This window comes from Streptomyces glaucescens, assembly GCF_000761215.1.
In the GTDB taxonomy this organism is placed as follows: domain Bacteria; phylum Actinomycetota; class Actinomycetes; order Streptomycetales; family Streptomycetaceae; genus Streptomyces; species Streptomyces glaucescens_B.
The window spans coordinates 5,488,964-5,514,897 of the sequence record NZ_CP009438.1 but is presented as its reverse complement, the minus strand read 5'-3'; the positions used below and the strand labels follow the sequence as shown (position 1 = coordinate 5,514,897).

24 protein-coding genes and 1 riboswitch are annotated in these 25,934 nt (G+C 72.7%); of the genes, 8 read left to right on the top strand and 16 right to left on the bottom strand.

Going from position 1 to position 25,934, the window contains the following annotated elements; translation table 11 throughout:
* Positions 1-80 precede the first annotated feature (80 nt).
* The gene (locus tag SGLAU_RS24030) at positions 81-1,520 is read right to left on the bottom strand and encodes a gamma-aminobutyraldehyde dehydrogenase (protein ID WP_043504451.1); all 1,440 of its coding nucleotides are present in this window, start codon (positions 1,518-1,520) and stop codon (positions 81-83) included.
* Between the two features lie 162 nt (positions 1,521-1,682).
* On the opposite strand from SGLAU_RS24030, the gene SGLAU_RS24025 reads away from it, so the two are divergent.
* The 7 genes from SGLAU_RS24025 (at position 1,683) to SGLAU_RS23995 (ending at position 8,449) form a co-directional block, all read left to right on the top strand.
* A complete protein-coding gene (locus SGLAU_RS24025) occupies positions 1,683-2,198 on the top strand; it encodes an Lrp/AsnC family transcriptional regulator (protein ID WP_043504450.1) in 516 nt (171 codons plus the stop codon).
* Positions 2,199-2,218: 20 nt separating this feature from the next.
* Positions 2,219-3,583: an aspartate aminotransferase family protein gene (locus SGLAU_RS24020; RefSeq protein ID WP_043504449.1), complete on the top strand. Its 1,365-nt coding sequence runs from the start codon at positions 2,219-2,221 to the stop codon at positions 3,581-3,583.
* 204 nt (positions 3,584-3,787) lie between these two features.
* Positions 3,788-4,528, top strand: coding sequence for an ABC transporter ATP-binding protein (locus tag SGLAU_RS24015; protein WP_043504448.1), 741 nt, complete (start codon positions 3,788-3,790; stop codon positions 4,526-4,528).
* Positions 4,510-5,889 (top strand): hypothetical protein, encoded by a 1,380-nt coding sequence (locus SGLAU_RS24010; protein WP_043504446.1) that lies wholly within the window; start codon positions 4,510-4,512, stop codon positions 5,887-5,889. Before SGLAU_RS24015 ends, SGLAU_RS24010 begins: the two co-directional genes overlap by 19 nt.
* 107 nt (positions 5,890-5,996) lie before the next feature.
* Complete coding sequence (locus SGLAU_RS24005; RefSeq protein WP_043504444.1) at positions 5,997-6,404, top strand: VOC family protein; 408 nt, start codon at positions 5,997-5,999, stop codon at positions 6,402-6,404.
* A gap of 35 nt (positions 6,405-6,439) precedes the next feature.
* Positions 6,440-7,573, top strand: coding sequence for an LOG family protein (locus tag SGLAU_RS24000; protein ID WP_043504443.1), 1,134 nt, complete (start codon positions 6,440-6,442; stop codon positions 7,571-7,573).
* Positions 7,574-7,774: 201 nt separating this feature from the next.
* Positions 7,775-8,449, top strand: a complete 675-nt coding sequence (locus SGLAU_RS23995) for an LAETG motif-containing sortase-dependent surface protein (protein ID WP_063838938.1) — start codon at positions 7,775-7,777, stop codon at positions 8,447-8,449.
* Positions 8,450-8,533: 84 nt separating this feature from the next.
* On the opposite strand, the gene SGLAU_RS23990 is transcribed toward SGLAU_RS23995, so the two are convergent.
* The 11 genes from SGLAU_RS23990 to rpsB form a co-directional block, all read right to left on the bottom strand.
* The gene (locus tag SGLAU_RS23990) at positions 8,534-9,331 is read right to left on the bottom strand and encodes a maleylpyruvate isomerase family mycothiol-dependent enzyme (protein WP_043504440.1); all 798 of its coding nucleotides are present in this window, start codon (positions 9,329-9,331) and stop codon (positions 8,534-8,536) included.
* A 9-nt stretch (positions 9,332-9,340) separates the two neighbouring features.
* Positions 9,341-10,375, bottom strand: coding sequence for an ABC transporter ATP-binding protein (locus SGLAU_RS23985; protein WP_043504439.1), 1,035 nt, complete (start codon positions 10,373-10,375; stop codon positions 9,341-9,343).
* On the bottom strand, positions 10,376-11,977 hold the full coding sequence (locus SGLAU_RS23980; RefSeq protein WP_043504438.1) for an ABC transporter permease: 1,602 nt from the start codon (positions 11,975-11,977) through the stop codon (positions 10,376-10,378).
* A 50-nt stretch (positions 11,978-12,027) separates the two neighbouring features.
* Positions 12,028-13,110: a thiamine ABC transporter substrate binding subunit gene (locus tag SGLAU_RS23975; protein ID WP_043504437.1), complete on the bottom strand. Its 1,083-nt coding sequence runs from the start codon at positions 13,108-13,110 to the stop codon at positions 12,028-12,030.
* A gap of 88 nt (positions 13,111-13,198) precedes the next feature.
* Positions 13,199-13,305: riboswitch (TPP riboswitch) on the bottom strand.
* A 50-nt stretch (positions 13,306-13,355) separates the two neighbouring features.
* The gene (rlmN, locus tag SGLAU_RS23970; protein WP_043504435.1) at positions 13,356-14,486 is read right to left on the bottom strand and encodes a 23S rRNA (adenine(2503)-C(2))-methyltransferase RlmN; all 1,131 of its coding nucleotides are present in this window, start codon (positions 14,484-14,486) and stop codon (positions 13,356-13,358) included.
* Positions 14,487-14,679: 193 nt separating this feature from the next.
* On the bottom strand, positions 14,680-15,129 hold the full coding sequence (locus SGLAU_RS23965; protein ID WP_043504434.1) for an SRPBCC family protein: 450 nt from the start codon (positions 15,127-15,129) through the stop codon (positions 14,680-14,682).
* A 139-nt stretch (positions 15,130-15,268) separates the two neighbouring features.
* Complete coding sequence (locus tag SGLAU_RS23960; RefSeq protein WP_043504433.1) at positions 15,269-16,477, bottom strand: phosphatidate cytidylyltransferase; 1,209 nt, start codon at positions 16,475-16,477, stop codon at positions 15,269-15,271.
* Entirely contained in the window at positions 16,477-17,034 is a 558-nt protein-coding gene (gene frr / locus SGLAU_RS23955; RefSeq protein WP_043506945.1) for a ribosome recycling factor, read from the bottom strand. Before frr ends, SGLAU_RS23960 begins: the two co-directional genes overlap by 1 nt.
* 144 nt (positions 17,035-17,178) lie before the next feature.
* Positions 17,179-17,937, bottom strand: coding sequence for a UMP kinase (gene pyrH / locus SGLAU_RS23950; protein WP_043504431.1), 759 nt, complete (start codon positions 17,935-17,937; stop codon positions 17,179-17,181).
* A 192-nt stretch (positions 17,938-18,129) separates the two neighbouring features.
* Complete coding sequence (tsf, locus tag SGLAU_RS23945; protein ID WP_043504430.1) at positions 18,130-18,966, bottom strand: translation elongation factor Ts; 837 nt, start codon at positions 18,964-18,966, stop codon at positions 18,130-18,132.
* 169 nt (positions 18,967-19,135) lie between these two features.
* Complete coding sequence (gene rpsB / locus SGLAU_RS23940; protein ID WP_043504429.1) at positions 19,136-20,008, bottom strand: 30S ribosomal protein S2; 873 nt, start codon at positions 20,006-20,008, stop codon at positions 19,136-19,138.
* Positions 20,009-20,292: 284 nt separating this feature from the next.
* Between rpsB and SGLAU_RS23935 the strand changes: the two genes are divergently transcribed.
* Positions 20,293-20,895, top strand: coding sequence for a murein hydrolase activator EnvC family protein (locus SGLAU_RS23935; protein ID WP_043504428.1), 603 nt, complete (start codon positions 20,293-20,295; stop codon positions 20,893-20,895).
* Positions 20,896-21,404: 509 nt separating this feature from the next.
* Here SGLAU_RS23935 and SGLAU_RS23930 read toward each other — a convergent pair.
* The 4 genes from SGLAU_RS23930 to SGLAU_RS23915 form a co-directional block, all read right to left on the bottom strand.
* Positions 21,405-21,962, bottom strand: coding sequence for a TetR/AcrR family transcriptional regulator (locus SGLAU_RS23930; protein ID WP_043504426.1), 558 nt, complete (start codon positions 21,960-21,962; stop codon positions 21,405-21,407).
* 81 nt (positions 21,963-22,043) lie between these two features.
* Positions 22,044-22,886, bottom strand: a complete 843-nt coding sequence (gene whiG, locus SGLAU_RS23925) for an RNA polymerase sigma factor WhiG (protein WP_043504425.1) — start codon at positions 22,884-22,886, stop codon at positions 22,044-22,046.
* A 271-nt stretch (positions 22,887-23,157) separates the two neighbouring features.
* Positions 23,158-24,312, bottom strand: a complete 1,155-nt coding sequence (dprA, locus tag SGLAU_RS23920; RefSeq protein WP_043504424.1) for a DNA-processing protein DprA — start codon at positions 24,310-24,312, stop codon at positions 23,158-23,160.
* Positions 24,309-25,934, bottom strand: coding sequence for a YifB family Mg chelatase-like AAA ATPase (locus tag SGLAU_RS23915; protein ID WP_043504423.1), 1,626 nt, complete (start codon positions 25,932-25,934; stop codon positions 24,309-24,311). The genes dprA and SGLAU_RS23915 overlap by 4 nt, the downstream gene beginning before the upstream one ends.

Sequence of the window (25,934 nt, the reverse complement as noted above, 5' to 3'; positions counted from 1 at the left end):
CCGTACACGAAAAACGTGGCCCCGGACGGTCCGTCCTCCGTCCGGGGCCACGAGCTCACGGGTTCACCGCCGCGCCGGGATCACGCGTCCAGCGACGTCATCACGTGCTTGATGCGGGTGTAGTCCTCGAAGCCGTAGCCCGACAGGTCCTTGCCGTAGCCGGACTTCTTGAAGCCGCCGTGCGGCATCTCGGCGACCAGCGGGATGTGGGTGTTGATCCACACGCAGCCGAAGTCGAGCTTCTTGGACATCCGCATGGCGCGGCCGTGGTCCTTGGTCCACACCGAGGAGGCGAGCGCGTACTCGACTCCGTTGGCGTACTCGACCGCCTGGTCCTCGTCGGTGAAGGACTGGACGGTGATGACCGGGCCGAAGACCTCGTTCTGGACGATCTCGTCGTCCTGCTTCAGTCCCGACACCACGGTCGGCGCGAAGAAGTAGCCCTTGTCGCCGACCCGCTCGCCGCCCGCCTCGACCTTGGCGTGGGCGGGCAGCCGCTCGATGAAGCCGGTGACCTGCTTGAGCTGGTTCGGGTTGTTCAGCGGGCCGAAGAGCACGTCCTCGTCGTCCGGCAGGCCGGTCTTGGTCTCGGAGGCGGCCTTGGCGAGGGCGGCGACGAACTCGTCGTGGATGGACTCCTGGACGAGGACGCGGGTGGCGGCCGTACAGTCCTGGCCGGCGTTGAAGAAGCCGGCGACGGAGATGTCCTCGACGGCCTTGGCGATGTCGGTGTCCTCGAAGACGACGACCGGCGCCTTGCCGCCCAGCTCCAGGTGGACCCGCTTGAGGTCCTTGGCGGCGGACTCGGCGACGGACATGCCCGCGCGCACCGAGCCGGTGATGGAGGCCATCGCCGGGACGGGGTGCTCGACCATCAGGCGGCCGGTGTCACGGTCGCCGCAGATGACGTTGAAGACGCCCTTGGGCAGGATGCCGCCGATGATCTCGGCGATCAGCACCGTGGAGGCCGGGGTGGTGTCCGACGGCTTCAGCACGACGGTGTTGCCCGCGGCGATGGCCGGGGCGAACTTCCACACGGCCATCATCATCGGGTAGTTCCACGGCGCGACCTGGGCGCAGACGCCGACCGGCTCGCGGCGGACGATCGAGGTCATCCCGTCCATGTACTCGCCCGCGGAGCGGCCCTCCAGCATCCGCGCGGCGCCCGCGAAGAAGCGGATCTGGTCCACCATCGGCGGGATTTCCTCGGTGCGGGTCAGCCCGATGGGCTTGCCCGTGTTCTCCACCTCGGCCGCGATGAGTTCCTCGGCGCGCTCCTCGAACGCGTCCGCGATCTTCAGGAGGGCCTTCTGCCGCTCGGCGGGCGTGGTGTCGCGCCAGGCCGGGAACGCGGCCTCGGCGGCCGCCATGGCGGCGTCGACGTCGGCCTGCCCGGACAGCGGTGCGGTGGCGTACGCCTCGCCGGTGGCGGGGTTCACCACATCGGTGGTCCGTCCGTCGGCGGCGTCCCGGAACTCTCCGTCGATGTAGTTGCGCAGGCGACGCAGTTCGGTGGTCACTGCCGGCCCTCCTGTCGATGTCCATTCCTTGAGATGCCCACCCTAGTCGTTCGCCTCACCGTTTCAACACCCCCCGAGGTGCCGAATCTGCGAAATCCGCAAGGTCGCATCGCGTAAACAACGGATTTCATCGATCCCGCCTTGCGAAACTGTCGAGTCCTCGTGCACAGTGAGGTCGTGGCCAGTCGAAGCGCAGACCAGAGGGACTCCCGCGAGTCCAGGAACGGCACCCCCCAGCTGGATGCCGTCTCCCTCGCCATCATCGAGCAGTTGCAGGAGGACGGCCGCCGGCCGTACGCCGCGATCGGCAAGGCCGTCGGCCTGTCCGAGGCCGCCGTGCGCCAGCGCGTCCAGAAGCTGCTCGACCAGGGCGTGATGCAGATCGTCGCCGTCACGGACCCGCTCACCGTGGGCTTCCGCCGGCAGGCGATGGTCGGGATCAACGTCGAGGGCGATGTCGAGTCCATCGCCGACGCGCTGACTGACATGTCGGAAGTGGAGTACGTGGTGATGACCGCGGGCTCGTTCGACATCCTCGCGGAGATCGTCTGCGAGGACGACGACCACCTGCTGGACGTCATCAACAAGCGCATCCGGTCCCTGCCCGGCGTGCGCTCCACCGAGAGCTTCGTCTACCTGAAGCTCAAGAAGCAGACCTACATGTGGGGAACCCGATAACCCGTGAGGACCCGATAACCGTGAGCACCAAGGACCTCAGCCGAAGCGCGTACGACCACCTGTGGATGCACTTCACCCGCATGTCGTCGTACGAGAACGCCCCCGTCCCGACCATCGTCCGCGGTGAGGGCACCTACATCTACGACGACAAGGGCAAGCGCTACCTCGACGGTCTCGCGGGCCTGTTCGTGGTCCAGGCCGGGCACGGCCGCACGGAACTCGCCGAGGTCGCCGCCAAGCAGGCGAGCGAACTGGCCTTCTTCCCGGTGTGGTCCTACGCCCACCCGAAGGCCGTCGAGCTGGCCGAGCGCCTCGCCGACAAGGCCCCGGGCGACCTCAACAAGGTCTTCTTCACCACCGGTGGCGGCGAGGCGGTCGAGACCGCCTGGAAGCTCGCCAAGCAGTACTTCAAGCTGCAGGGCAAGCCCACCAAGTACAAGGTCATCTCCCGCGCGGTCGCCTACCACGGCACGCCGCAGGGCGCCCTGTCCATCACCGGCCTGCCGGCCCTGAAGGCCCCCTTCGAGCCGCTCGTCCCGGGCGCGCACAAGGTGCCGAACACCAACATCTACCGCGCCCCGATCCACGGCGACGACCCCGAGGCCTTCGGCCGCTGGGCCGCCGACCAGATCGAGCAGCAGATCCTCTTCGAGGGCCCGGAGACCGTCGCCGCGGTCTTCCTGGAGCCGGTGCAGAACGCCGGCGGCTGCTTCCCGCCGCCGCCCGGGTACTTCCAGCGGGTCCGCGAGATCTGCGACCAGTACGACGTGCTGCTCGTCTCGGACGAGGTCATCTGCGCCTTCGGCCGCCTGGGCACCACCTTCGCCTGCGACAAGTTCGGCTACGTCCCCGACATGATCACCTGCGCCAAGGGCATGACCTCGGGCTACTCCCCGATCGGCGCGTGCATCGTCTCCGACCGCATCGCCGAGCCGTTCTACAAGGGCGACAACACCTTCCTGCACGGCTACACCTTCGGCGGCCACCCGGTCTCCGCCGCGGTCGGCCTCGCCAACCTCGACCTGTTCGAGCGGGAGGGCCTGAACCAGCACGTCCTCGACAACGAGGGCGCCTTCCTGAAGACGCTGCAGAAGCTGCACGACCTGCCGATCGTCGGCGACGTCCGCGGCAACGGCTTCTTCTACGGCATCGAGCTGGTGAAGGACAAGAACACCAAGGAGTCCTTCAACGAGGAGGAGACCGAGCGCGTCCTGTACGGCTTCCTGTCGAAGGCGCTCTTCGACAACGGCCTGTACTGCCGTGCCGACGACCGCGGCGACCCGGTCGTCCAGCTCGCCCCGCCGCTGATCTCCGACCAGGGGACGTTCGACGAGATCGAGCAGATCCTGCGCGCCACCCTCACGGAGGCGTGGACGAAGCTGTGACCGGCTGACCCGATCACCCGATGCTGTGATCATCCCGGCCCCGGAGCCGCCCGTTCGAGTGAGAAACGGGCGCCCGGGGCCGCGTGCTGTCCGGGCTCCCGCGCCGGGCTGCCTAGCGTTCCAGTGACCGATCGGCCCCGCCTTCGTTCCCCCGCACGGGGGAGCAGGCACGGGAACTACGGATCTGAACCGAGGTGTACGCCCATGGAGGCCCCGCCGGACAACGACGTGCTCTGGGCACGGTCCCTGCACTTCACGCACCAGGACGGCTCCCCCGCGCTGAGCGGTGTCTCGCTCGGCGTCCGGGAGGGCGAGATCCTGGCCGTCAGCGGCCCGCGCGGCAGCGGCAAGTCCACCCTGCTCGGCTGCCTGGCCGGGCTGGTGCGCGCCCAGCGCGGCGAGGTCTGGTTCAACAGCGTCCCCGTGCACACCATGGGCCCCCTCGGCCGGGAACGGCTGCGCCGCGACCGGTTCGGCTGGATCGACCCGGCCCCCGCGCTCGTCCCGGAGCTGAGCGTGTGGGAGAACGCCGCACTCCCCCTGATGCTGCGCGGCAGCACCCGCCGCCGGGCCAAGGTCGCCGCACAGGAGTGGCTGGAGCGCCTGGACGTCGGCGGCACGGCCCGCAGACGCCCCGCCGACCTCACCCAGTCGGAACGGCAGCGCGTCTGCATCGCCCGCGCGCTGGCCCCCGCCCCCACGGTCCTGTTCGCCGACGAGCCCACCGCGCCCCTGCACCGCGCGGACCGCGGCCACGTCCTGCGCACCCTGACCACGGCGGCCCGCTCGCACGGCATCACGGTCGTCCTCGCCACCCACGACGCGGAGACCGCGGCCCTCGCCGACCGCACCGTCTCCCTGCTGGACGGGCGCCGCGTGCGCACCCTCCACCTGCCCCCGGCCCCCGAGACGGAAGGCCGGGCGGCGTGCTCGCTCTCCGCCTGACCCGCAGCGCCCACCCGGCCGTCCAGCTGCGCCGCCTGCTGGTCGCGGCGGCCTCGGCGGGCACCGGCTTCCTCATGCTGTCCGCCCTCGGCTACGCCCTCGGCCACCCCGGGGAACCGGCCGGCTCCCTCCTGCTCCGCCTGGCCTGGTGCGCGACCCCCCTGGCGGCGACCGTCCACCTCGCCGTCGCGGTCGCCCGCACCGACCCGGCGACCGCGCCGCGCCCGGGCCTGTCGGCCGTCGGCCTCGGCCCGGCCCGACTGATGGCCGTCTCGGCGACCACCACCGCCCTGGCGACCACGCTGGGCTCCCTGCTGGCCCTCCTCGTCTTCCTCCACCTGCGCGGCGACCTCACCGGACTGCCCTTCGACGGCGCGGCCGACGACTTCCTCGCCGCGGGCCGCCCCCTCCCGCTGCCCGCGGCCCTCACCCTGCTGGCGGCGATCCCGGTGCTCGCGTCCCTCGCCGTGGCCCTCACCCTCCGCCCCCGCGACCCCCGCACCCCGTCCCCCGGTCCACGCCGGCGCTTCGGCCGCTTCGGGGCGTTCGGCGGGCCGGCGACGCGCGAGACCTTCGGCGCGTACGGCCGGTTCGGTGCCCGGTCGGGCAGGCCGCGGGCGGCACGGGTGGGCCCCGGGCACACCGCGCCCGCGCCGGCCGCCCCGCAGCCACCGGACGGCGTGCCCGCCCCCGGCGCGGTGCCCGACGCGGAGCGCCCCCCGCAGGACGAGGCCGCCCGGACCGCACCCCCGGCCCCCCGGCCGGCCCCCACCACCCTGCCCTGGGGCGTCGCCACCCTCGCCGCCGGCCTGGCCGTCGAGGCGTACGCCGGCCGCACCGGCACCCCCGGCGACCTCACCATGCCCGGCGGCCTCACCACCGGCCCGGCCGGCGTCCTGCTCGGCTGGGCCCTGACCGCCGTGGGCCTCGCCCTGGCCGGCCCCGGACTCACCCACCTGTGCGGGCGGCTGCTCCAGTCGGCCCGCCCCGGTGCCCTCCGTCTGCTGGCGGGCCGCGCCCTGATGGCGGAGGCGGACCGGATCGGCCGGCCCCTCGGCGTGGTCTGCGCGGTGGCCTCCGCGGCGTACGCCCTGGACGGCCTCCGGGATCCGGCCGCCCTGGGTCCCCTCACCGCCCTGGGCGCGCTGGTGGTCGCGGGCTGCGCCGTCGCGACCCTGCTGACCGCCGCCGTGGAGTGCCGGCAGTCCCGCTCCGGCACCACCGCCGCCCTGCTCCGCCTCGGCGCCCCCGCCACGGTGCTGCGCGGTGCGGCGGCCCTGCGCGCGGGCGCGCTGCTGGCGCTGTTCGGCCCGCTGACCCTGCTCGTCGCCGCGCTGGCGGCCCAGCCGCTGGGCCGCTGAGAATCCGTACGGGAAAACTCCGCGGACACCGATGAGTTCGCGCGGGCGCCCGGGTCTACCCCCACGAACGGCACCACAGGAGAACACCACCCAGGGAGAGACCCCCCATGTACCAGCAGATGATCTTCGTGAACCTGCCCGTCGCCGACCTGGAGGCCTCGAAGAAGTTCTTCACCGAGCTGGGCTACTCCATCAACCCGCAGTTCAGCGACGAGACCGCGGCGAGCGTCGTCATCAGCGACACGATCATCGCGATGCTGCTCACCAAGGAGAAGTACGCGCAGTTCACCAAGAAGGAGATCGCCGACGCCACCCGGACCAGCGAGGTGCTGATCGCGCTGAGCGCGCCTGGCCGGGAGAAGGTCGACGAGCTGGTGGACAAGGCACTCGCGGCGGGCGGTACGACGGCCGGCGAGACGCAGGACCTGGGATTCATGTACGGCCGCTCCTTCGACGACCTCGACGGGCACACCTGGGAGGTCGTGTGGATGGACCCGGCGGCCGTCGAGGGCTGAGCCGCCGCGCGGATCCGGCTGCCTAGCATGGGCGGGTGCATCCGACACCCGCCCAGCCAGAGCAGAGCCACCACGCCTCCCACGACCGGGAGATCGAGTCCCTCGCCGAGTTCGACGAGGTGGTCTCCACCCGTCGCTCACTCGCCCACTTCCGCGTCCAGGCTGTCGACCTGACGGACCGTACGGACGCCCTCCTCTCCGCCGACGTGACCGGCGCCGTCTTCCTGGGCTGTCCCATGACCCCCCGGGCCGCCACCCGCGTGGCCGCCGCCGGCGCACTGGTCTTCCCGCCCATACCGGGCCTCCCCTTCGACCCGTACCGCGGGTTCGTCTACACCCCGGACGAACTGTTCGACGGGCTCGGCGAGGGGTACGAGGCGACCCCGGACGCCCTGTCCTACGCCTGGTTCCAGCAGACCAGGGCCGACGGGGACGTCTTCGCCTCCATGCTGCGCGCGGTGCACGACGACGCCGTCTCCGACGCCCTGGACGAACTCCTCGTCGGCGCCCGCGTGGTGGGCGTGATGGGCGGCCACGCGATGGCGCGCGGCACGGAGGAGTACGCCGGCGCCGCGCGGCTCGGACGCGCGCTGGCCCGCGCGGGTTTCACCGTCGCGACCGGCGGCGGCCCCGGCGCCATGGAGGCGGCCAACCTCGGCGCGTACACGGCGCCCTTCGAGGACGCCGTGCTCCCCGAGGCGCTCGCCGTGCTGGCGAAGGTGCCGTCGTTCGTCCCGTCGGTGACCGACTGGGCGCGGGCCGCCTTCGAGGTCCGCTCGGCCTGGCCGGGCGGCGGCCCCTCGGTCGGCGTCCCGACCTGGTTCTACGGGCACGAGCCGCCCAACGCCTTCGCCGCGCACATCGCCAAGTACTTCTCCAACGCCACCCGGGAGGACGGCCTGCTGGCCCGCTGCACCGCCGGGGTGGTCTTCCTGCCGGGCGCCGCCGGCACGGTGCAGGAGGTCTTCGACAACGCGACTCCGAACTACTACGAGTCGCGCGGCGAACCGACGCCGATGGTCCTGGTGGACACCGCGCACTGGACGGAGCACCTGCCGGCCTGGCCGCTGCTGCGGGCGCTCGCGCGGGAGCGTCCGATGGCGGCCCGGGTCGCCCTGGTCGACCGGATCGAGGAGGCCCCGGAGGCGTTGAAACGTCTCGGCGGTTAATAAGCGGGCAAAACCAACACCCGTACCCCGAGCCCACGTTGACACTTCTTATGGAGCGCTTATAAACCTGTGAGGCTCCTGGGGTGCCGGGGCGCCCACCGGACACCGGTGCCGTCCCGGCTCCCCGTCAACCCCCCATGTGTGTAACCCGTAAGGACAAACGTGTCCATAATCCGCCGTAACGTTGCACGTCCCGTGCGCATGCTCGGTGTCGCCTCCGCCTCGGCCGCGCTCGCGCTCGGCGTCGCGGGCACCGCCTTCGCGTGCGACATCAGTGAGTTCTCCGCCGCCGCCGTGTGCGAGGGCACCAAGGGCGTCATCACGGTCACCGACAAGGACCCCTCGGGCGTCCCGGCGACCGTCTCGGTCTACCTCGAGAACAACGGCGCCGACGAGCGCCTGGTCGGCACCCAGGAGGTCCGCGGCTCCCGGGAAGGGGTCACGATCACCTTCGAGGAGGACTGGAAGCCCGACGCCACCTACCGGATCCACGTCAAGGCCGGGGACCAGGTCGACGAGGACATCCAGCCGAACCTGACCACCCCCTCGACCCCCTGCAAGCCCGGTGGCGAGTCGTCCACCCCGGCCCCGACCCCGTCCACGACGCCCTCGGACACCCCGCCGGCCACCCCGGCCCCGTCGGAGCCGGCCGACAGCGCCACCCCCTCCCCGTCCGCCCCCGAGGGCGGCAGCAGCGCGCCCGCGGACACCGTGAGCAACGCGCCGTCGCCCGCGGCCGGGGAGTCCAACCTCGCCGAGACCGGCGCGAGCTCCAGCACCGGTCTGATCGCCGGCATCGCGGCCGCCCTGGTCGTCGTCGGCGGTGGCGCGGTCTTCCTCGGGATGCGCCGCCGCGGGGCGAAGAGCGACAGCTGATCCCCCGCTGCGCGGTGCCCGTCGGCACGGTGGCCCGTCCCCGCTCAGGCCGGGGGCGGGCCGTCGGCGTCCCGGGACCCCGGCTCAGCCGAACGTCGCGCGCTCCAGCCAGAACTCCAGCAGCTCGCGCTCCCCCAGCACCTCCAGGTCCGCGCTGTCCAGCGGCAGACGGCGGTAGAAGGCGAGCAGCACGGAGGTGAGCGGGCCGCGCAGGGTGACGTCCGCCCGCTCGTGGCCGCGCCGCCAGACCACCCCGTCCCCGGCCAGCTCGATCAGCCACTCGGCCGCCGGCTCCAGGTCGGCGTCGGTGGCGTGCAGGTGCAGGGTGCGGCCGGTGCCGCGCAGTTCACCCGCCGGCTGGTCCGGCAGGGCCCGCTGCACGAACTGCACGATCTCCAGCCACTCGTCGACCGCGTCGGCCGCCACTTCGGGCGCCACGTCGTAGGGCAGCCCGGCGGCGAGCGTCGCGTCGGCGCGGTGCACGGTGACCTCGTGGGTCATCCGGCGCGCCCAGAACCCGGCGTCGTTGATCCCGGACCACGCCCACACCTTGGCGTCCGGCCCGGCCTCGCGCAGCGCGGCGACGACCGCCTCCCCGCTCTCCGCCAGCCAGGCGTCCAGCGCGGCCGGGTCCCCGGTGGCCTCCGGTCCTGCACCGCCCGGCACCCGGCTCGGCTCGATCTCCGCCTCGGCGCGGGTGCGCACCAGCAGCTCCACCCAGCGCAGGGCACCGCCCGTGTGCCGCACCAGCCGTTCCAGGGTCCAGTCGGGGCAGGTCGGCACGGTCGCGGACAGCTCGGCGCCCGAGGTCACCACCGCCCTCAACTGGCGCACCTGATGGGCTATTTCGTCGCAGTAACGCTCATGGTCGAGTCGGCTCATGGGCCGAGCCTACGAGCCGTCCGATCGGTCCAGCACCACGATTTCCGCCGCGTCGAACTCGACACCGACCACGTCCCCCACCTCGGGCGCCGACCGCAGCGGGCAGGCGGCCTGCAGCCGCGGGGCGTCCTCCGGCTGGAGGTGCACGGCGACATGGGTGCCCTGGAAGGTGCGGGCCGCGACCGTGCAGCGCAGCCCGGCGTCGGCCGCCACCAGCCGGACCCCGGCGGGCCGCACCAGCACCGAGTGCGCCCCCTGCGCGGCGCCGTCGGGGACCGGCAGCTTGCCCCAGGGCGTGGCGGCGGCCGCTCCGGCGACGGTCGCGTCGACCACGTTGTCGAAGCCGAGGAAACGGGCGACGAAGGCGTCCGCCGGCCGCTGCCACACGTCGAGCGGCGTCCCCGACTGCGCGATCCGCCCGTCCCGCATCACGACCACCCGGTCGGCGAGCGCGAACGCCTCCCCCTGGTCGTGGGTGACGGCGAGCACGGTGGTGCCCAACCGGCCGAACAGCTCGCGCAGTTCGACGACCAGCCGCTCCCGCAGTGAACGGTCGAGCTGGCCCAGCGGCTCGTCCAGCATCAGCAGCCGCGGCCGGGGCGCGAGGGCACGGGCCAGCGCGACCCGCTGCTGCTCGCCGCCGGAGAGCGCGGCCACGGCCCGCCGCCCGGCCCCGGGCAGCCCGACCAGCTCCAGCAGTTCCTCGACCCGCGCGTCCCGCTCCCGCCGGGGCAGGCCGTGCATGCGCGGCCCGAAGGCCACGTTCCCCGCGACATCGCGCTGCGGGAACAGCTGGTGGTCCTGGAACATCAGGCCGACGCCCCGCTTGTGCGCGGGTACGCCCGCCTGGTCGCGGCCGTCGAGCAGCACCCGTCCGGCGTCCAGCGGCTGGAGCCCGGCCACCGCCCGCAGCAGCGTGGACTTCCCGCTGCCGCTCGGCCCGAGCACGCACACGACCTCGTGCTCGGCGACCTCCAGATCGACGCCGTCCAGCACGGGCCGTCCGCCGAACCGCACGGTGGCCCCTCGCAGACCCAGCAGCATCTAGAACTCCCCCGTCCGGTCGGTCCGCAGCCGCTCCAGGACCAGCAGCGCCACCGCGCACACCACCATCAGAATCGTCGACAGGGCCATCGCCTGCCCGTAGTTGAGGTCGCCTGGCCGCCCCAGCAGCCGGGCCACGGCCACCGGGAGCGTGGGGTTGTCGGGCCGCGCGATGAACACGGTCGCCCCGAACTCGCCCAGCGACACGGCGAACGCGAACCCGGCCGCCACCAGCAGCGCCCGCCGCACCATCGGCAGATCCACCTCGCGCCACACCCGCCACGGCGACGCCCCGAGCACCGCTGCCGCCTCCCGCAGCCGTACGTCCACCGCGCGGAGCACCGGCAGCATGGTCCGTACGACGAAGGGCACCCCGACCAGCGCCTGGGCCAGCGGCACCAGGATCCAGGAGGCCCGCAGGTCCAGCGGCGGCTCGTCCAGCGCGATCAGGAAGCCGAAGCCGACGGTCACCGCGGAGACGCCCAGCGGCAGCATCAGCAGCGCGTCGAACCCGCGGACGAACCGTCCGGCGTCCCGCCGGGTGAGGGCCGCGGCGGCGAGGGCGCCGACGACGACGGCGATGGCGGTCGCCGCGAGGGCGTACTCCAGCGAGTTGCCGATCGCCTCGATGGGCGGGACGAGGAAGGTGCCGCCGTCGGCGCGGGTCAGCGCCTCGTAGTAGGCGAACCCGGGCGCGTCGAGCGACCGCTGCACGAGCACCGCGAGCGGCAGCAGGATCAGTACGGCGACGGTGCCGAGGACCCCGGCCAGCAGTGCCCACTGCCCGGCCCCGCGCGGCCGGCGCGCGGTCACCGCCGGGTCCACCAGCCGCAGCGCGGTCTCCCGCCGCCGTACGGTCCAGGCGTGCACGGCGAGGATCGCGCCCACCGCGGCGAACTGGATCAGGGTGAGCACGGCGGCCGTGGACAGGTCGAAGATTTCCGAGGTCTGCCGGTAGATCTCCACCTCCAGGGTGGAGAACCGCGGCCCGCCGAGGATCTGCACCACGCCGAAGGAGGTGAAGGTGAACAGGAACACCATCAGCGCGGCGGCGGCCACGGCGGGCGCGAGCGCGGGCAGGGTGACCCGCCGCCAGGCCTGGAGGGGCGACGCGCCGAGCATCCGCGCGGCCTCCTCCTGCCGGGGGTCGAGCTGCGCCCACAGCCCGCCGACCGTGCGGACGACCACCGCGTAGTTGAAGAAGACGTGTGCGAGCAGGATCGCCCACACGGTGGTGTCCAGCCGTACGCCCCACAGCTCGTCCAGCAGCCCGCCGCGCCCGAGGAGGGCCAGGAACGCGGTGCCGGCCACGACCGTGGGCAGCACGAACGGGACGGTCACCACCGCCCGCAGCAGTTGTCTGCCGGGGAACGCGAACCGGCCGAGGACGTACGCGGCGGGCAGCGCGAGCAGCAGCGTCAGGCCGGTCGAGGCGAGCGCCTGCCAGGTGGTGAACCACAGGACGTGCCGGATGCCGGGCTCGGTCAGCACGTCCCACAGCCGTCCGAACCGCCAGCCGCCGTCGACGTCGAGGCCGCGGGCGACGATCGCGGCGACAGGCCAGGCGAAGAAGACGGCGAAGAACGCGACGGGCAGGGCCATGAGCCCGAGCCGCGCCGCCGCGCCCCTCGCGCCGCCGCCCTCGCGGGGGGCTACTTCAGTACGAGCGAGGTCCACGACTTGACCCAGTCGTCACGGTTGGCGGCGATCTTCGCCGGGTCCATGGTCCGCGGGTCCTTCGCCTGCGGCCCGTACTGCGCGAACTCCTCGGGGATGCGGGCGTCCCCGGTCACCGGGTAGACGAACATGTTCAGCGGCATGTCGTCCTGAAACGTCCTGGTGAGCATGAAGTCGAGCAGCGCCTTGCCGCCCTCGGGGTTGCGCGCGTTGCTCAGCAGGCCCGCGTACTCGACCTGCCGGAAGCAGGTGCCCTCGGCGACCCCGGTCGGGGCGGTCTCCGGCCTCGGGTCGGCGTAGATCACCTCGGCGGGCGGGGAGGAGGCGTACGACACGACCAGCGGCCGGTCGGCGCCCGCCTTGCGGCCGCCCGCGGAGCCGGAGAACTCCTCGTTGTAGGCCTGCTCCCAGCCGTCGACCACCTTCACTCCGTTGGCCTTCAGCTTCTTCCAGTAGCCGGTCCAGCCGTCGTCGCCGTACTGCGCGGCGGTGCCGAGCAGGAAGCCGAGGCCCGGGGAGGAGGTGGCGGGGTTCTCGGTGACGAGCAGGTCCTTGTACGCCGGCTTGATCAGGTCGTCGAGGGAGTCAGGCGGGGCCAGCCGGTGCTCGCTGAAGTACGCCTTGTCGTAGTTGACGCAGATGTCGCCGGTGTCGACGGGCGTGACCCGGTGCTCGTCCCCGTCGGCGCGGTACTCGGGCAGGACCCGGTCGGAGCCCTTCGGCTCGTACGGCTGGAACAGATCGTTGTCGAGGGCGCGGGACAGCAGGGTGTTGTCGACGCCGAAGAAGACGTCGCCCTGCGGGTTGTCCTTGGTCAGGATCGCCTTGTTGACGGCCTGCCCGGCGTCGCCGTCCTCCAGGACCCGCACCTGGTAGCCGGACTGCTTCTCGAAGGCGGCGAGGACGTCCTTCGAGACGGCCCACGAGTTGTGGCTGACCAGCGTGACGGTCCGGGTGTCGCCGCCGGACGCCCGGTCGCCGTCGGACGACCCGCACGCGGACAGCGCGACCAGGCCCAGCCCGACGGCCACGATCGCGGCCTGCTTGGTGATGCTCACTGATTCCTCCTGGGGTGACCAGGAAGAGACGCGGCCCCGCCCGGGGCCTTCCGGAGGAATCCGGTGGCTCCCGGGCAGGGCGCAACAGCTCGAGTGGTGACCGATCTCCCTACCCAGAATGACCTGGGCCAGGTTCGGAGGGTCTGCGGCCGGGTGCCGCACTCTCAGCGCTGTGGCGCTCCCCTGTCGGAATGTTCGGAATATGCGGATGTTCGGATGATGCAGTTGTCGTGACGGCGGTCAGACTACCTCTCGGTGGCGGCGAGCTGACCACACGCCCCGTCGATCTCCTGGCCACGGGTGTCCCGGATCGTCACCGGCACACCGTGGGCGGCGATGGCCTCGACGAACGCCTTCTCGTCCTCGGGCCGGGAGGCGGTCCACTTCGACCCCGGCGTCGGGTTCAGCGGGATCAGGTTGACGTGCACCGGCTTGCCCTTGAGCAGCCGCCCCAGCCGGTCACCGCGCCACGCCTGGTCGTTGATGTCCCGGATCAGCGCGTACTCGATGGACAGCCGGCGCCCCGACTTCTCGACGTAGTCGAAGCCGGCGTCCAGGACCTCGCGGACCTTCCACCGGGTGTTGACCGGAACGAGCGTGTCGCGCAGCTCGTCGTCGGGCGCGTGCAGCGAGATCGCCAGCCGGCACTTGAAGCCCTCGTCGGCGAACCGGTGGATCGCCGGGACCAGCCCGACCGTCGACACGGTGATGCCGCGCTGCGACAGGCCCAGGCCGTCGGGGGCAGGGTCGGTGAGGGCGCGGATGGCGCCGACCACCCGCTTGTAGTTGGCGAGCGGCTCTCCCATGCCCATGAAGACGATGTTCGACAGCCGCGCGGGCCCGCCCGGCACCTCGCCGTCCCGCAGCGCCCGCATGCCGTCCACGATCTGGTGGACGATCTCGGCGGTGGACAGGTTCCTGTCCAGGCCCGCCTGTCCCGTCGCGCAGAACGGGCAGTTCATCCCGCAGCCCGCCTGGGAGCTGATGCACATGGTCACCCGGTCCGGGTAGCGCATCAGCACCGACTCCACGAGGGTGCCGTCGAACAGCCGCCACAGCGTCTTGCGGGTGGCGCCCTCGTCGGTCGACAGATGCCGGACGACCGTCATCAGGTCCGGGAACAGCGCCTCGCGCAGCTTGTCGCGGGAACCGGCGGGGATGTCGGTCCACTGCTCGGGGTCGTGCGCGTACCGCGCGAAGTAGTGCTGCGAGAGCTGCCTGGCACGGAACGGCTTCTCACCGATCTCGGCGACGGCGTCCTTCCGCTCCGCGGGCGTGAGATCGGCGAGGTGCCGCGGCGGCTTCTTGGCTCCGCGCGGGGCGACGAAGGTGAGCTCACCGGGAACTGGGCGTGCCACGGTCGGACGACTCCTCATGACGGGCGGGGCCTGGCACCCCCGCGGCGGGCGGGGACCACGGCGGGCGGTGCCGGAGCCAGGGACCTCTCGGGACGACCCCCGCGGTGGGGCGGGGGCGACGGAAGGGCCCGCGGCCGGGCCGCGAGCTCTTCCAGGGTACCTGCTCGCCGTCAAGCCCGGCCGGGCCCGAAGTGGCGCCCCGGGCGGAGGGCTACGCCGCGCCGCTCTCCAGGCGGTCCTTCAGCCTGCGCTCGTTGATCGGCATCTCCTTGCGGGCCATCGGACGGACCAGGAGGGGCACCAGCACCCGCCCGATGCCGTGGCTGTCGAAGTCCAGCTCCAGCGTGACCCGGGAGCGGCGGCCCTCGTCCAGCGGTTCGATCTCGCCGCGGAGGAGGCCGCGGACGGGTCCGTCGACCCCGCGCATCGACCAGCTGTACGGCGGGTTGTAGTCGGTGATCTCCATCGTCGTGGGCATCTCACGGCTGCCCACGCGCCGGACGATCCGGGTACGGGAGCCGATGTGCGGCGGCCCCGTGTCGAGCCGTTCGGCGGTCACCGCGCTCGCCTGCCACTCCGGCAGGCGGGACGCGTCCAGCACGTACGCGCAGACGTCCTCGGGTCTGCGGTCCACGACGATGGACCGTCGGATGGCGGTCATGGCGACCTCCCTGGGTGCGGCCCGCACAGGGACGTACACCGGCATCGTCCCACTCCCCCGCACCGGGGGCCACGGCTGGCGGAAACGCGAAACCCCCGCCGGAGGGGCGGGGGCTCCACGGTGCGGGGCGCGCGGCCGGTCAGCCGCTCCCGACGAAGACCACCAGCAGCAGCCACACGACCGGCGCGGTCGGCAGCAGCGAGTCGAGCCGGTCCATGATGCCGCCGTGTCCCGGCAGCAGGGTGCCCATGTCCTTGATCCCGAGGTCCCGCTTGATCATGGACTCGCCGAGGTCGCCCAGCGTGGCGCTGGCCGCGACCGCGAGCCCCAGCAGCAGCCCGTGCCACCAGGCCCCGCCGTCCACCAGGAACTCCATGCACAGCGCGCCCGCGGCCATCGCGAACGCCACCGCGCCCAGCAGGCCCTCGCGGGTCTTGCCGGGGCTGATCCGCGGCGCCAGCTTGTGCTTGCCGAACCGCCAGCCGACGGCGTACGCCCCGGTGTCGCTGACCACGGTCAGCAGCAGGAACGTCAGCACCCGCCACGGCCCGTCCCCGGCCTTCAGCATCATCGCGACGAACGTGGCCAGGAACGGCACGTAGAACGCGGCGAAGACACCGGCCGTGACGTCCTTCAGATAGCCCTCCGGCGGCTCCGTCATCCGCCAGACGAGCACCGCGAGCGCGGTGAGCGCCATCGCCACCCACGCGCCCTCGGCGCCCCGGACGTACCCGGCGGCCACCATGGCCGCGCCGCCGACCGCCAGCGGCACCAGCGGCGCGCGGATGCCCTTGCGCTCCTCCAGCCGCTTCGTCAGCTCCCACAGTCCGACCACCACGGCGACCGCGATCACGCCGACGAACACGGCCTTGACGACGAACAGCGACGCGACGATCACCGCGCCGAGCCCGACACCGACCCCTATCGCGGCGCCGAGATCCCGGCCCGCGCTCTTCTTCTGCGGTGCGGGGGCCGGCTGCGGGGAGTCGGGCATGGGATCCGGATTCTGCGACGCCGGCCCGTGGGGCCGCGCCGGCGTGCTCTCGTCGCGGTACGTCTCGTGCTGGAACGTGTCGTGGAACGGCCGGCCGTCGAGCGTCCGGCCGTGGAAGGCCGGGTCGCGGTACGGCTCGTCGCGGAACAGCGGGCCGCTCGGCCGAGCGGCCCCCCGGTCGTCATCCTGGTGTCCGCCGTGTGCGGGTCCTTCGGGCACGATGGGCATGGGCCGAGTCTGCTGCGCGTCCCGCGCGTCGTACGCGGGACCCGCCGGGGCGGACCCCTGGACAGGCCCCTGGTCGGACGGCCCCCAGTACCCGGTCTGCGGCGTCCCCCAGGAAGAGTCGTTCATCAGACCTCGAGCAGTTCGGCTTCCTTGTGCTTCAGGAGCTCGTCCACCTGGGCGACGTACTTCGCGGTGGTGTCGTCGAGCTCCTTCTCCGCACGGCGGCCCTCGTCCTCGCCGATCTCGCCGTCCTTGATCAGCTTGTCGATGGCGTCCTTGGCCTTGCGGCGCACCGAGCGGATCGAGATCTTCGCGTCCTCGCCCTTGCCCTTGGCGACCTTGATGTACTCGCGGCGGCGCTCCTCGGTCAGCTCCGGGAACACCACTCGGATGATGTTGCCGTCGTTGCTCGGGTTGACGCCCAGGTCGGAGTCGCGGATCGCCTGCTCGATGTTGCGCAGCGCGCTCTTGTCGAACGGGGTCACGACGGCCATGCGCGGCTCCGGCACGGAGAACGAGGCCAGCTGGTTGATCGGCGTCGGCGCGCCGTAGTAGTCGGCCACGATCTTGTTGAACATCGCCGGGTGCGCACGGCCGGTGCGGATCGCGGCGAAGTCCTCCTTGGCGACCACGACGGCCTTCTCCATCTTCTCCTCGGCCTCGAGGAGGGTCTCTTCGATCACCACTTGCTCCTGCGTGTCTTGAGTAGGCCCGGCTGCGGTCGACGTGTTGTGGTCGGCGGCCGGCTGCGTCGCGTCTTGTTCCTGCACGGTTCCCGACCGGTGAGACATTGTCCATCCCCCGGCCGGGCTCCGCGGTTCAACCGGTCAGTTCCGGCTGCCCTGGTCACCCACCAGCGTGCCGATCTTCTCACCCTTGACGGCCCGGGCGATATTGCCCTCGGCCAGAAGCTCGAAGACGAGGATCGGCAGCCGGTTGTCACGGCAGAGCGTGATGGCCGTGGCGTCGGCGACCTTCAGATCGCGCGTGATGACCTCGCCGTAGCCGAGCGCGTCGAACTTCACGGCGTCCGGGTTGGTCTTCGGGTCGGAGTCGTAGACCCCGTCCACTCCGTTCTTGCCCATCAGCAGCGCCTCGGCGTCGATCTCCAGGGCGCGCTGGGCGGCGGTGGTGTCGGTGGAGAAGTACGGCATGCCCATACCGGCGCCGAAGATGACCACGCGGCCCTTCTCCAGGTGGCGCACGGCGCGCAGCGGAATGTACGGCTCGGCGACCTGGCCCATGGTGATGGCGGTCTGGACCCGGCTGTCGATGCCCTCCTTCTCCAGGAAGTCCTGGAGGGCGAGGCAGTTCATCACGGTGCCGAGCATGCCCATGTAGTCGGAGCGGGCGCGGTCCATGCCGCGCTGCTGGAGTTCGGCGCCGCGGAAGAAGTTGCCGCCGCCGATGACGACGGCGATCTGCGCGCCGTCACGGACGACGGACGCGATCTCGCGGGCGATCTTGTGCACCACGTCGGGGTCGACGCCCAGGCCCCCGCCACCGGAGAAGGCCTCTCCGGACAGCTTCAGCAGAAACCGGCCGGGCACTTTGCCGTCGTCGCTCTTCTGGGCCTTGGTCGTCATGGGGGATCCCGCCTCTTTCACGTGTTGCACATACGAAGAAGGCCATTGCCGGTGGGGTGTCGTTCGCATCCCATGCGCGGCAATGGCCTCCTCGTCAGATCTGCTGTCGCCCGCCACGCGCGTGTGCGTGGCGGCGTACGCGAACGATCGCACTCGACCCTATCGGGACCGAGTACCCGTCGCGGTACGGACTCAGATGCCGACCTTGATGCGCGCGAAGCGCTTCAGGGTGACACCGGCCTCGTCCAGAACCTTCTGGACGGACTTCTTGTTGTCGAGCGCGTACGGCTGGCCGAGCAGCGTCGCGTCCTTGAAGAAGCCGTTGAGGCGACCCTCGACGATCTTGGCGATCGCGGCCTCGGGCTTGCCCTCGGCGCGGGTGGTCTCCTCGGCGATGCGGCGCTCGGACTCGACGACCTCGGCCGGGACGTCCTCCTTGGAGAGGTACTTCGGCGCGAAGGCGGCGATGTGCTGGGCGACGCCCTTGGCGACCTCGGCGTTCGGCTTGTCGAGCTCGACGAGGACACCGATCTGCGGGGGCAGGTCGGGCATCGTGCGGTGCATGTAGGCGAGCACGAAGCCGTCGGCGAACTGCGCGAAGCGGTCCAGGACGATCTTCTCGCCGAGGTTCGCGTTGGCCTCGTCCACGAAGGCCTGGACGGTCTTGCCGGCCTCGATCTCGGAGGCGAGCAGGGTCTCCAGGTCGGCCGGCTTCGTCTTGGCGACGTGCTCGGCGATGGCCTGGGCCACGGCCTGGAACTTCTCGCCCTTGGCGACGAAGTCCGTCTCGCACTTCAGCTCGACGAGGACACCGGAGGCGTTGTCGTCGGCGATGATCGAGACCACGGCGCCGTTCTCGGCGGAGCGGCCCTCGCGCTTGGCGACGCCCTTCTGGCCCTTGATGCGCAGCGCCTCGACGGCCTTCTCGACGTTGCCCTCGGCCTCGTCCAGCGCCTTCTTGCAGTCCATCATGCCGGCGCCCGTGAGCTCACGGAGCTTCTTGACGTCGGCGGCGGTGTAGTTCGCCATGAGTCTGTGAATCTTTCTCGAAGTCTGGAGGATCGGAGATCAGCACGGTGCGCGATGCGGGTGACGATCGCGCACGCCGCGCCGACCTACGGGTGAACGGCGGGAGCGGACCCGGTGGCGCCCAGGCGCCCGCAGTACCGCTCCCGCCGTCAACGGCTGACGCTGACGGTCAGGCCTGCTCGCCCTCGGCGGCCGGGGCCTCGGCGGCCGGGGCCTCGGAGGCCGGGGCCTCGGCGGCGGCCGGAGCGGCGTCCTCGGTCTCCGCCTTCTTCTCGCCCTCGAGCAGGTCGCGCTCCCACTCGGCGAGCGGCTCGCCCGCGGCCTTCTCGCCCTTCTCACCGGTGGCGACGCCGGAACGGGCGATGAGGCCCTCGGCGACGGCGTCGGCGATCACACGGGTGAGCAGGGTGACGGAGCGGATCGCGTCGTCGTTGCCCGGGATCTTGTAGTCGACCTCGTCGGGGTCGCAGTTGGTGTCGAGGATCGCGACGACCGGAATGTTCAGCTTCCGGGCCTCACCAACGGCGATGTGCTCCTTCTTGGTGTCCACGATCCAGACGGCGCTGGGCACCTTCTGCATCTCGCGGATACCGCCGAGGGTCTTCTCCAGCTTGGCCTTCTCGCGGGAGAGGACCAGCAGCTCCTTCTTGGTCAGACCGGAGGACGCGACGTCCTCGAAGTCGATCTGCTCCAGCTCCTTCAGGCGCTGCAGACGCTTGTAGACGGTCGAGAAGTTGGTGAGCATGCCGCCCAGCCAGCGCTGGTTGACGTAAGGCATGCCGACGCGGGTGGCCTGCTCGGCGATGGCCTCCTGCGCCTGCTTCTTCGTGCCGACGAACATGACCGTGCCGCCGTGGGCGACGGTCTCCTTGACGAACTCGTAGGCGCGGTCGATGTACGACAGCGACTGGAGCAGGTCGATGATGTAGATGCCGTTGCGCTCGGTGAAGATGAAGCGCTTCATCTTCGGGTTCCAGCGACGGGTCTGGTGACCGAAGTGGACGCCGCTCTCCAGCAGCTCCCGCATCGTGACGACGGCCATGGCCGTTTCTCCTTGAATTTCCCGGTTGTGCCGCGGATGCCGGACGGCTCCCGCGCCTGACGCCCGCAGCGCGCCGTTGCCACGAAGGACCGAGGGGCGCTGACTCCGAGGTCCCGGACGGTGCCGGCACCCGGTGTCGGGGCGTGCGAAGTCGACCCGGTGACCCGGATCGCCATCAGAAGTGTACGGGACGGCCGGAGCCCCGGGTGACGCCGCTGTCCACAACCGGGGACTGGTCCACAGGCCCGGGCCGTGGCCGGCGGGTCTGCGGGACGGTTCGGGGCATGCGAACGAAGCGATACGCGCACCTGGTGTGGGCGGTCCCGCTGGGGCTCCTGCTGACGGCGGGCCCGTCGGCGCGCCACGCGGACGGCGCCCCGCCTGCGGCGCCCCCGCCTGCGCCTTCGGTGGCGCCCTCGGCGGCGCCCGTCCCCTCGGCCGGCCGGTCCTGGCCGCTCGCCGGCCGTCCGGCGGTCCTCCGCGCCTGGGACCCGCCGCCCACCCCGTACGCCCGGGGGCACCGCGGCGTGGACCTCGCGGCCCGGCCGTCCGCGCCGGTCCTCGCGGTGGCGGCCGGCCGGGTGACGTTCGCGGGCCGCGTGGCGGGCAGGGGCGTGGTCTCCGTCGACCTGCCGGGCACCGGCGAGCCGCCGCTCCGCACGACGTACGAGCCGGTTTTTGCGTCCGTGCGCACGGGGGACGAGGTGGCGGCCGGCGAGGTGCTGGGCACGGTGGAACCGACGGGCTCCCACTGCCCGGTCACCTGCGTCCACTGGGGCCTGCGCAGGGACGGGACCTATCTGGACCCCCTGTCGCTGCTGCCCCCGTGGCTGCTGAACGCGGGCCCTTCCGTCCTGCTGCCGGTCCTCGGCACCCCGCCTCCCTGAGCCCTCGGCCCCGCCGCGTACCGCCCGGGGCGGGACCGTCCACCGCTGCGGTGCGCGCCGACCCGCAGCCCCCCTGCCGCCAGGCCACACCCCCGCCTGCCCACGGCACCCTCACACCGAGCCGGACGCCGTCGTGCGGCCAGGGAGGTGCACGGGAGCCCCGTCACGCCGAGTCTCCGGTCCCCCACTCAGCTCGCCCGACAGCCGCAGCGGCGCGCACCGACTCACGGGCATGCCTACGGCGGGCCACACCCCCGACTGCCCACGGCGCCCTCACACCGAGCCGGACGCCCTCATTCAGCCCACTCGACCACCGTGGGCCCGCGTTGCCGCGCGGGGCGGCCACGGGTGGGCCAGGGGGACACCGTGCACGTCCCGGCCGCCCCGGAGGCACGGCACGCACCGGAGACGCCGGACGGACGCGTCCCTGGTCGGTCCGGCGCTGGGCGCCGCGGGGCCCGGCCGCGGCCGGCCCCGGCCCCGGCCCCGGCCCGAGGGGCGTCGCGGCGTCAGCCGCCCAGCACGCCCCGCAGAGCCATCCGCACCGCCGCGTCCGCGACGACCTCCGGCGCCTCCGCCCCCAGCTCGATCCGGCGCACGGCCGCGTCCACGACCCCTTGCAGCATCATCGCCGCCAGCCGGGGCTCCGTGTGCCCCAGCTCGCCCAGCACGTCCACGATCATGGCGACGAGCGCCCCGTGCGCGGCCCGGATCTTCTCCCGCGCCCCGGCGTCCAGCTCACTGGCCGAGATGGCCACCACGGCCCGGTGCCGCCGGTCCCCGACCAGCGTGAGCTGCCGCCGCACATACGCCTCGACCCTGGCCTCCGGCCCCTGTGCGGCGGCCATCGCCGCCTCGACCTCCGCCGCCCACACGGGGAAGTCGACCTCGCACAGCTCCTCGACCACCGCGGCCCGCGACCGGAAGTACTCGTAGACGGAGGAGCGCGCCAGCCCCGTCCGCTCGGCGAGGGCCGGGAAGGTCAGCGCCTCCGTCCCGCCCTCGGACAACAGGGACCGCGCCGCGTCCAGCAGGGCGGCTCGCTGCATCGACCGGTGCTCGGCCACGGAGGCCGCTCGAATCCTTGGCACACCCTCACTTTACGGATCGGCCACCCCGGACGGGAGTGACCCGGCGTCACCGCCGGCTCATCGCCCGAAACCGGCCAGCTTCGCCCGCAGCTGGAGCACGGACTTGGTGTGGATCTGGCTGACCCGGCTCTCGGTCACCCCCAGCACGTTCCCGATCTCGGCGAGCGTCAGCCCCTCGTAGTAGTAGAGCGTGACGACGGTCTTCTCGCGCTCCGGCAGCGTGTTGATCGCCCGCGCCAGGAACCTCCGCAGCTCCCGGTCCTCGGCCACCTCGACGGGGTTGTCCGCGGCGGTGTCCTCCAGCGTGTCCATGAAGCTGAGCCCGTCCCCGCCCTCGCTCCCGACGTGCAGCAGCTCCTCCAGGGCCACCACGTTGGCCAGGGACAACTGGCTGAACACGGCGTGCAGTTCGTCGACGGCCATGCCCAGTTCGGCGGCCACCTCGACCTCGCTCGGGGTGCGCCGCAACCGCGCCTCCAGGGTGGCGTAGGCCCGCTCCACATTGCGCGCCTTCTGCCGCACGGACCGCGGGATCCAGTCCAGGGCGCGCAGTTCGTCGATCATCGCGCCGCGGATCCGGGTGATGGCGTAGGTCTCGAACTTGATCTCCCGGTCGATGTCGAACTTCTCGATCGCGTCGATGAGCCCGAAGACCCCGGAGGACACGAAATCGGCCTGCTCGACATTGGGCGGCAGCCCCACGCTCACCCGTCCCGCCACGTACTTGACGAGCGGCGAGTAGTGCAGAATCAGCTGCTCGCGCAGCCGGTCGTCACCCGTGGCCTTGTACGACCGCCAGAGCTCGTCGAGCGTCGAGGGAGCGGGCGGCCGCACGCCGCCACCGTCGCGGGCGGCGGAGGGGATCGCCGCCCGGTCGGATCCGGAGGTGTGCTGGGGCATTCGTCGCCTTGTGCCGTTCTGCCGTGAAGGGTGGTACCTGGGTGAGCTGTCGCTCCGGTGTGGAGTCACCGGGTCTGTGCCGGAATCCTCGTGAGCGTAGCGTGACTGAGCTGTCGCGGTGCGCGAACACCGGAGTGGAAAGGGGGCGCAGATACGTTCCGCTGCGCGCCCTCCCGCGGCACGGCGGTCGCTGTGCGTGACCGCCGTATTCCTCCAACTCCGTGATTTCCCAGGGCTGTAGGGGTTCCCCCGGACGGCCGAACACGCTGGGTCAGCGGGGGTCCCGATCGCGTCGGACGGAGATCATCGCCTGGCGTGTCAACTTCCAGCCGTCGCCGTGTCGTTCGACGTACCCAAGTGCTCGAAGCTCGTACAGTCTCGCGACCGCGTCGTCCTCCGTGGTCTGGGCGCCGCCGGCGATGTCCGCGGGCCGGGCCGCGCCCCGCCCGGGCAGTGCGTCCAGCACCCGGCGGGCGTCCGGGGCGAGCAGGTCCCTGGGCAGCACCGGTCCGCGCCGGTCCGGTGCCAGTTCACCGATCCCGCCGACCAGCTCCACGACCTCCGCGGCGTCGGTGACCAGCACCGCCTCTCCGCGCAGCAGCTCGTGCACCCCCGCCGACAGGCCGCTGGTCGCCGGCCCGGGCACGCCCATGGTGTGTCTGCCCAGCCGCTGGGCGGCCCGCGCGGTGACGAGCGAGCCGCTGCGGTGGGCGGCCTCCACGACCACGGTGCCCCGGGTGAGCGCGGCGATCACCCGGTTGCGCAGCACGAACCTGCTCGGGGTCGGATGGTCCCCGGGCGGCAGCTCGCCGACCACGAGTCCCTGTGCGGCGATCCTGGTGATCAGCTCGGTGTGACCGGGCGGATAGGGCCGGTCGACCCCGCAGGCCAGAACGGCGACGGTGGCACCGCCCGCGCCGAGGGCCCCCCGGTGGGCGGCGCCGTCGACGCCGTAGGCACCACCGGAGACCACCACCCAGCCGCGCTCCGCGAGCCCCGCGGCGAGTTCGGCGGCCATGTGGGCCCCGTACTCGGTGCAGGCCCGCGCTCCCACGACGGCGACGGACCGCAGGGCCCACATGCGCAGGCTCGCCCGACCGCGCACCCACAGGCCCAGTGGCCGGGCGTGCCCGAGATCGTCGAGCTGCCGGGGCCACTCGCCGTCCCCCGGCGAGAGGAACCGCACTCCGGCCGCGCGTGCGACGTCGAGGTCCCGCTCGGGCTCGGCCCGCAGCGCCCGGGCCCGCATCCCGTCCCATCGCCGCCCGCTCACCCCGGGCAGCGGTCCGCCCGGCCCCCGCAGCCGCCGCGCCACCTCCTCGGCGCCCAGGTCCCGGACCCACCGTCCGGCGATCTCGTCGCCGGGCTCGACGACCCGGGTGAGGAACACACGTGCCAGCAGGTCGGCGTCGGCGCCACCGGTCATGTGAGTGCCCCGATCGCCATGGGCACGCCGCGGGGGACGCCCGTGCGCAGCTGGAGGGCGAGGGTGACGTCGGTCGCGTCCGGCCGGTCGTGGCCCGCAAGGTCGGCGACGGTCCAGGCGACCCGCAGGACCCGGTCGAGGCCGCGGGCGCTCAGCGCCCCGCGCTCCAAGTGGCGCTCCGCCTCGTCCATGGCACCGCTCACCGCGTGCCAGCGGCTGCGCAGCTCCCGCCCGGGCACCTCGCTGTTCGTCCGCCACGGCGTACCCGCCAGGCGGGCCGCCGCCCGCTCCCGGGCCGCGCGCACCCGGGCGGCGACGGTCGCGGTGGACTCCCCGCGGGCGGCCAGACCGGTCAGCTCCGCGCGCGAGACCCGATCCACCTCCACCCTCAGGTCGACCCGGTCGAGGAGCGGCCCGGAGAGCCTGGCCTGGTAGCGGCGGACCGCGGACGCCGGGCACTCGCACCGGTCGCCCGCGGCCGAGAAGCGTCCGCACGGGCAAGGGTTCGCCGCGAGCACCATCAGGAACTTCGCGGGGAACCGCACCACGCCCGCGCTCCGGGCGATCACGACGTGTCCCGACTCCAGGGGCTGCCGCAGCGCGTCCAGGGCCTGGCTGCGGAACTCCGGGGCCTCGTCGAGGAACAGCACGCCCCGGTGGGAGAGGGAGACCGCGCCGGGCCGGGCGACGCCGGCGCCGCCGCCGACGAGCGCCTGCATGGTGGCCGAGTGGTGCGGGGCGCAGTAGGGCGCGACGTCGACCAGCGGCTTGTCCGGGGGCAGCAGGCCCGCCACCGAGTGCACCGCCGTCACCTCCAGCGACTCCTCCCGGCCGAGCCGGGGCAGGATGCCGGGGAGCCGCTCGGCCAGCATCGTCTTGCCGGCGCCGGGCGGGCCCTCCAGGAACAGGTGGTGCCCGCCGGCGGCGGCGACCTCCACCGCCGTGCGGGCCGAGACCTGGCCCACGACGTCGGCGAGGTCGTGACCTAGGTCGTGCTGGGCGGCGCCCGTGCTGTGGATGCCCGTGGCGGCTCCGGTGCCGGGCACGCGCAGCCCGGCGAGCAGCGGGTCCGGGCGGCCCGGGTCGTCCCGCTCCTCGTCCGGTACCGGTTCGTCCGCCAGGACGGCGATCAGCTGGCGCAGACTGCGCACGCCGAGCACCGAGACACCGGGGACCAGGGCTGCCTCGGCGGCCGCGCACTCGGGCACGACCACCTGTTCGTACCCGGCGCCGGCGGCGGCCAGCACGGCGGGCAGGATGCCGCGCACCGGGCGCACCCGGCCGTCCAGGCCCAGCTCGCCGATCATCACGATGTCGGCCAGGACCCGGGGGTCGATCCGCTCGGTCGCCCCGAGCACGGCGGCCGCCACGGCAAGATCGAAGCCGCTTCCGCTCTTCGGGACCGAGGCCGGGCTCAGGCCCACCGTCAGTTTCTTCTGCGGCCACTCGCCCCCGGAGTTCACCACCGCCGCCCGGACCCGGTCGCGGCTCTCCGTGAGGCTCTTGTCCGGCAGTCCGACCAGGGTGAACGCGGCGACACCCGGTTCCAGGTCGGCCTGCACCTCCACGACGACGCCCTCGACGCCCACCAGGGCGACCGAGCAGGTGCGTGCGAAGCCCAT

Coding starts and splice junctions, on each gene's coding strand:
- SGLAU_RS23960 (WP_043504433.1), bottom strand. CDS start 16,477: ATGAACGACTCTTCCTGGGGGACGCCGCAGACCGGGTACTGGGGGCCG.
- SGLAU_RS23985 (WP_043504439.1), bottom strand. CDS start 10,375: ATGCTGCTGGGTCTGCGAGGGGCCACCGTGCGGTTCGGCGGACGGCCC.
- SGLAU_RS24015 (WP_043504448.1), top strand. CDS start 3,788: ATGGAGGCCCCGCCGGACAACGACGTGCTCTGGGCACGGTCCCTGCAC.
- whiG (WP_043504425.1), bottom strand. CDS start 22,886: ATGCCCCAGCACACCTCCGGATCCGACCGGGCGGCGATCCCCTCCGCC.
- SGLAU_RS23995 (WP_063838938.1), top strand. CDS start 7,775: ATGCTCGGTGTCGCCTCCGCCTCGGCCGCGCTCGCGCTCGGCGTCGCG.
- SGLAU_RS23990 (WP_043504440.1), bottom strand. CDS start 9,331: ATGAGCCGACTCGACCATGAGCGTTACTGCGACGAAATAGCCCATCAG.
- SGLAU_RS23965 (WP_043504434.1), bottom strand. CDS start 15,129: ATGACCGCCATCCGACGGTCCATCGTCGTGGACCGCAGACCCGAGGAC.
- tsf (WP_043504430.1), bottom strand. CDS start 18,966: ATGGCGAACTACACCGCCGCCGACGTCAAGAAGCTCCGTGAGCTCACG.
- rlmN (WP_043504435.1), bottom strand. CDS start 14,486: ATGAGGAGTCGTCCGACCGTGGCACGCCCAGTTCCCGGTGAGCTCACC.
- SGLAU_RS23935 (WP_043504428.1), top strand. CDS start 20,293: ATGCGAACGAAGCGATACGCGCACCTGGTGTGGGCGGTCCCGCTGGGG.
- SGLAU_RS23915 (WP_043504423.1), bottom strand. CDS start 25,934: ATGGGCTTCGCACGCACCTGCTCGGTCGCCCTGGTGGGCGTCGAGGGC.
- SGLAU_RS23980 (WP_043504438.1), bottom strand. CDS start 11,977: ATGGCCCTGCCCGTCGCGTTCTTCGCCGTCTTCTTCGCCTGGCCTGTC.
- pyrH (WP_043504431.1), bottom strand. CDS start 17,937: ATGACGACCAAGGCCCAGAAGAGCGACGACGGCAAAGTGCCCGGCCGG.
- rpsB (WP_043504429.1), bottom strand. CDS start 20,008: ATGGCCGTCGTCACGATGCGGGAGCTGCTGGAGAGCGGCGTCCACTTC.
- dprA (WP_043504424.1), bottom strand. CDS start 24,312: ATGACCGGTGGCGCCGACGCCGACCTGCTGGCACGTGTGTTCCTCACC.
- SGLAU_RS24005 (WP_043504444.1), top strand. CDS start 5,997: ATGTACCAGCAGATGATCTTCGTGAACCTGCCCGTCGCCGACCTGGAG.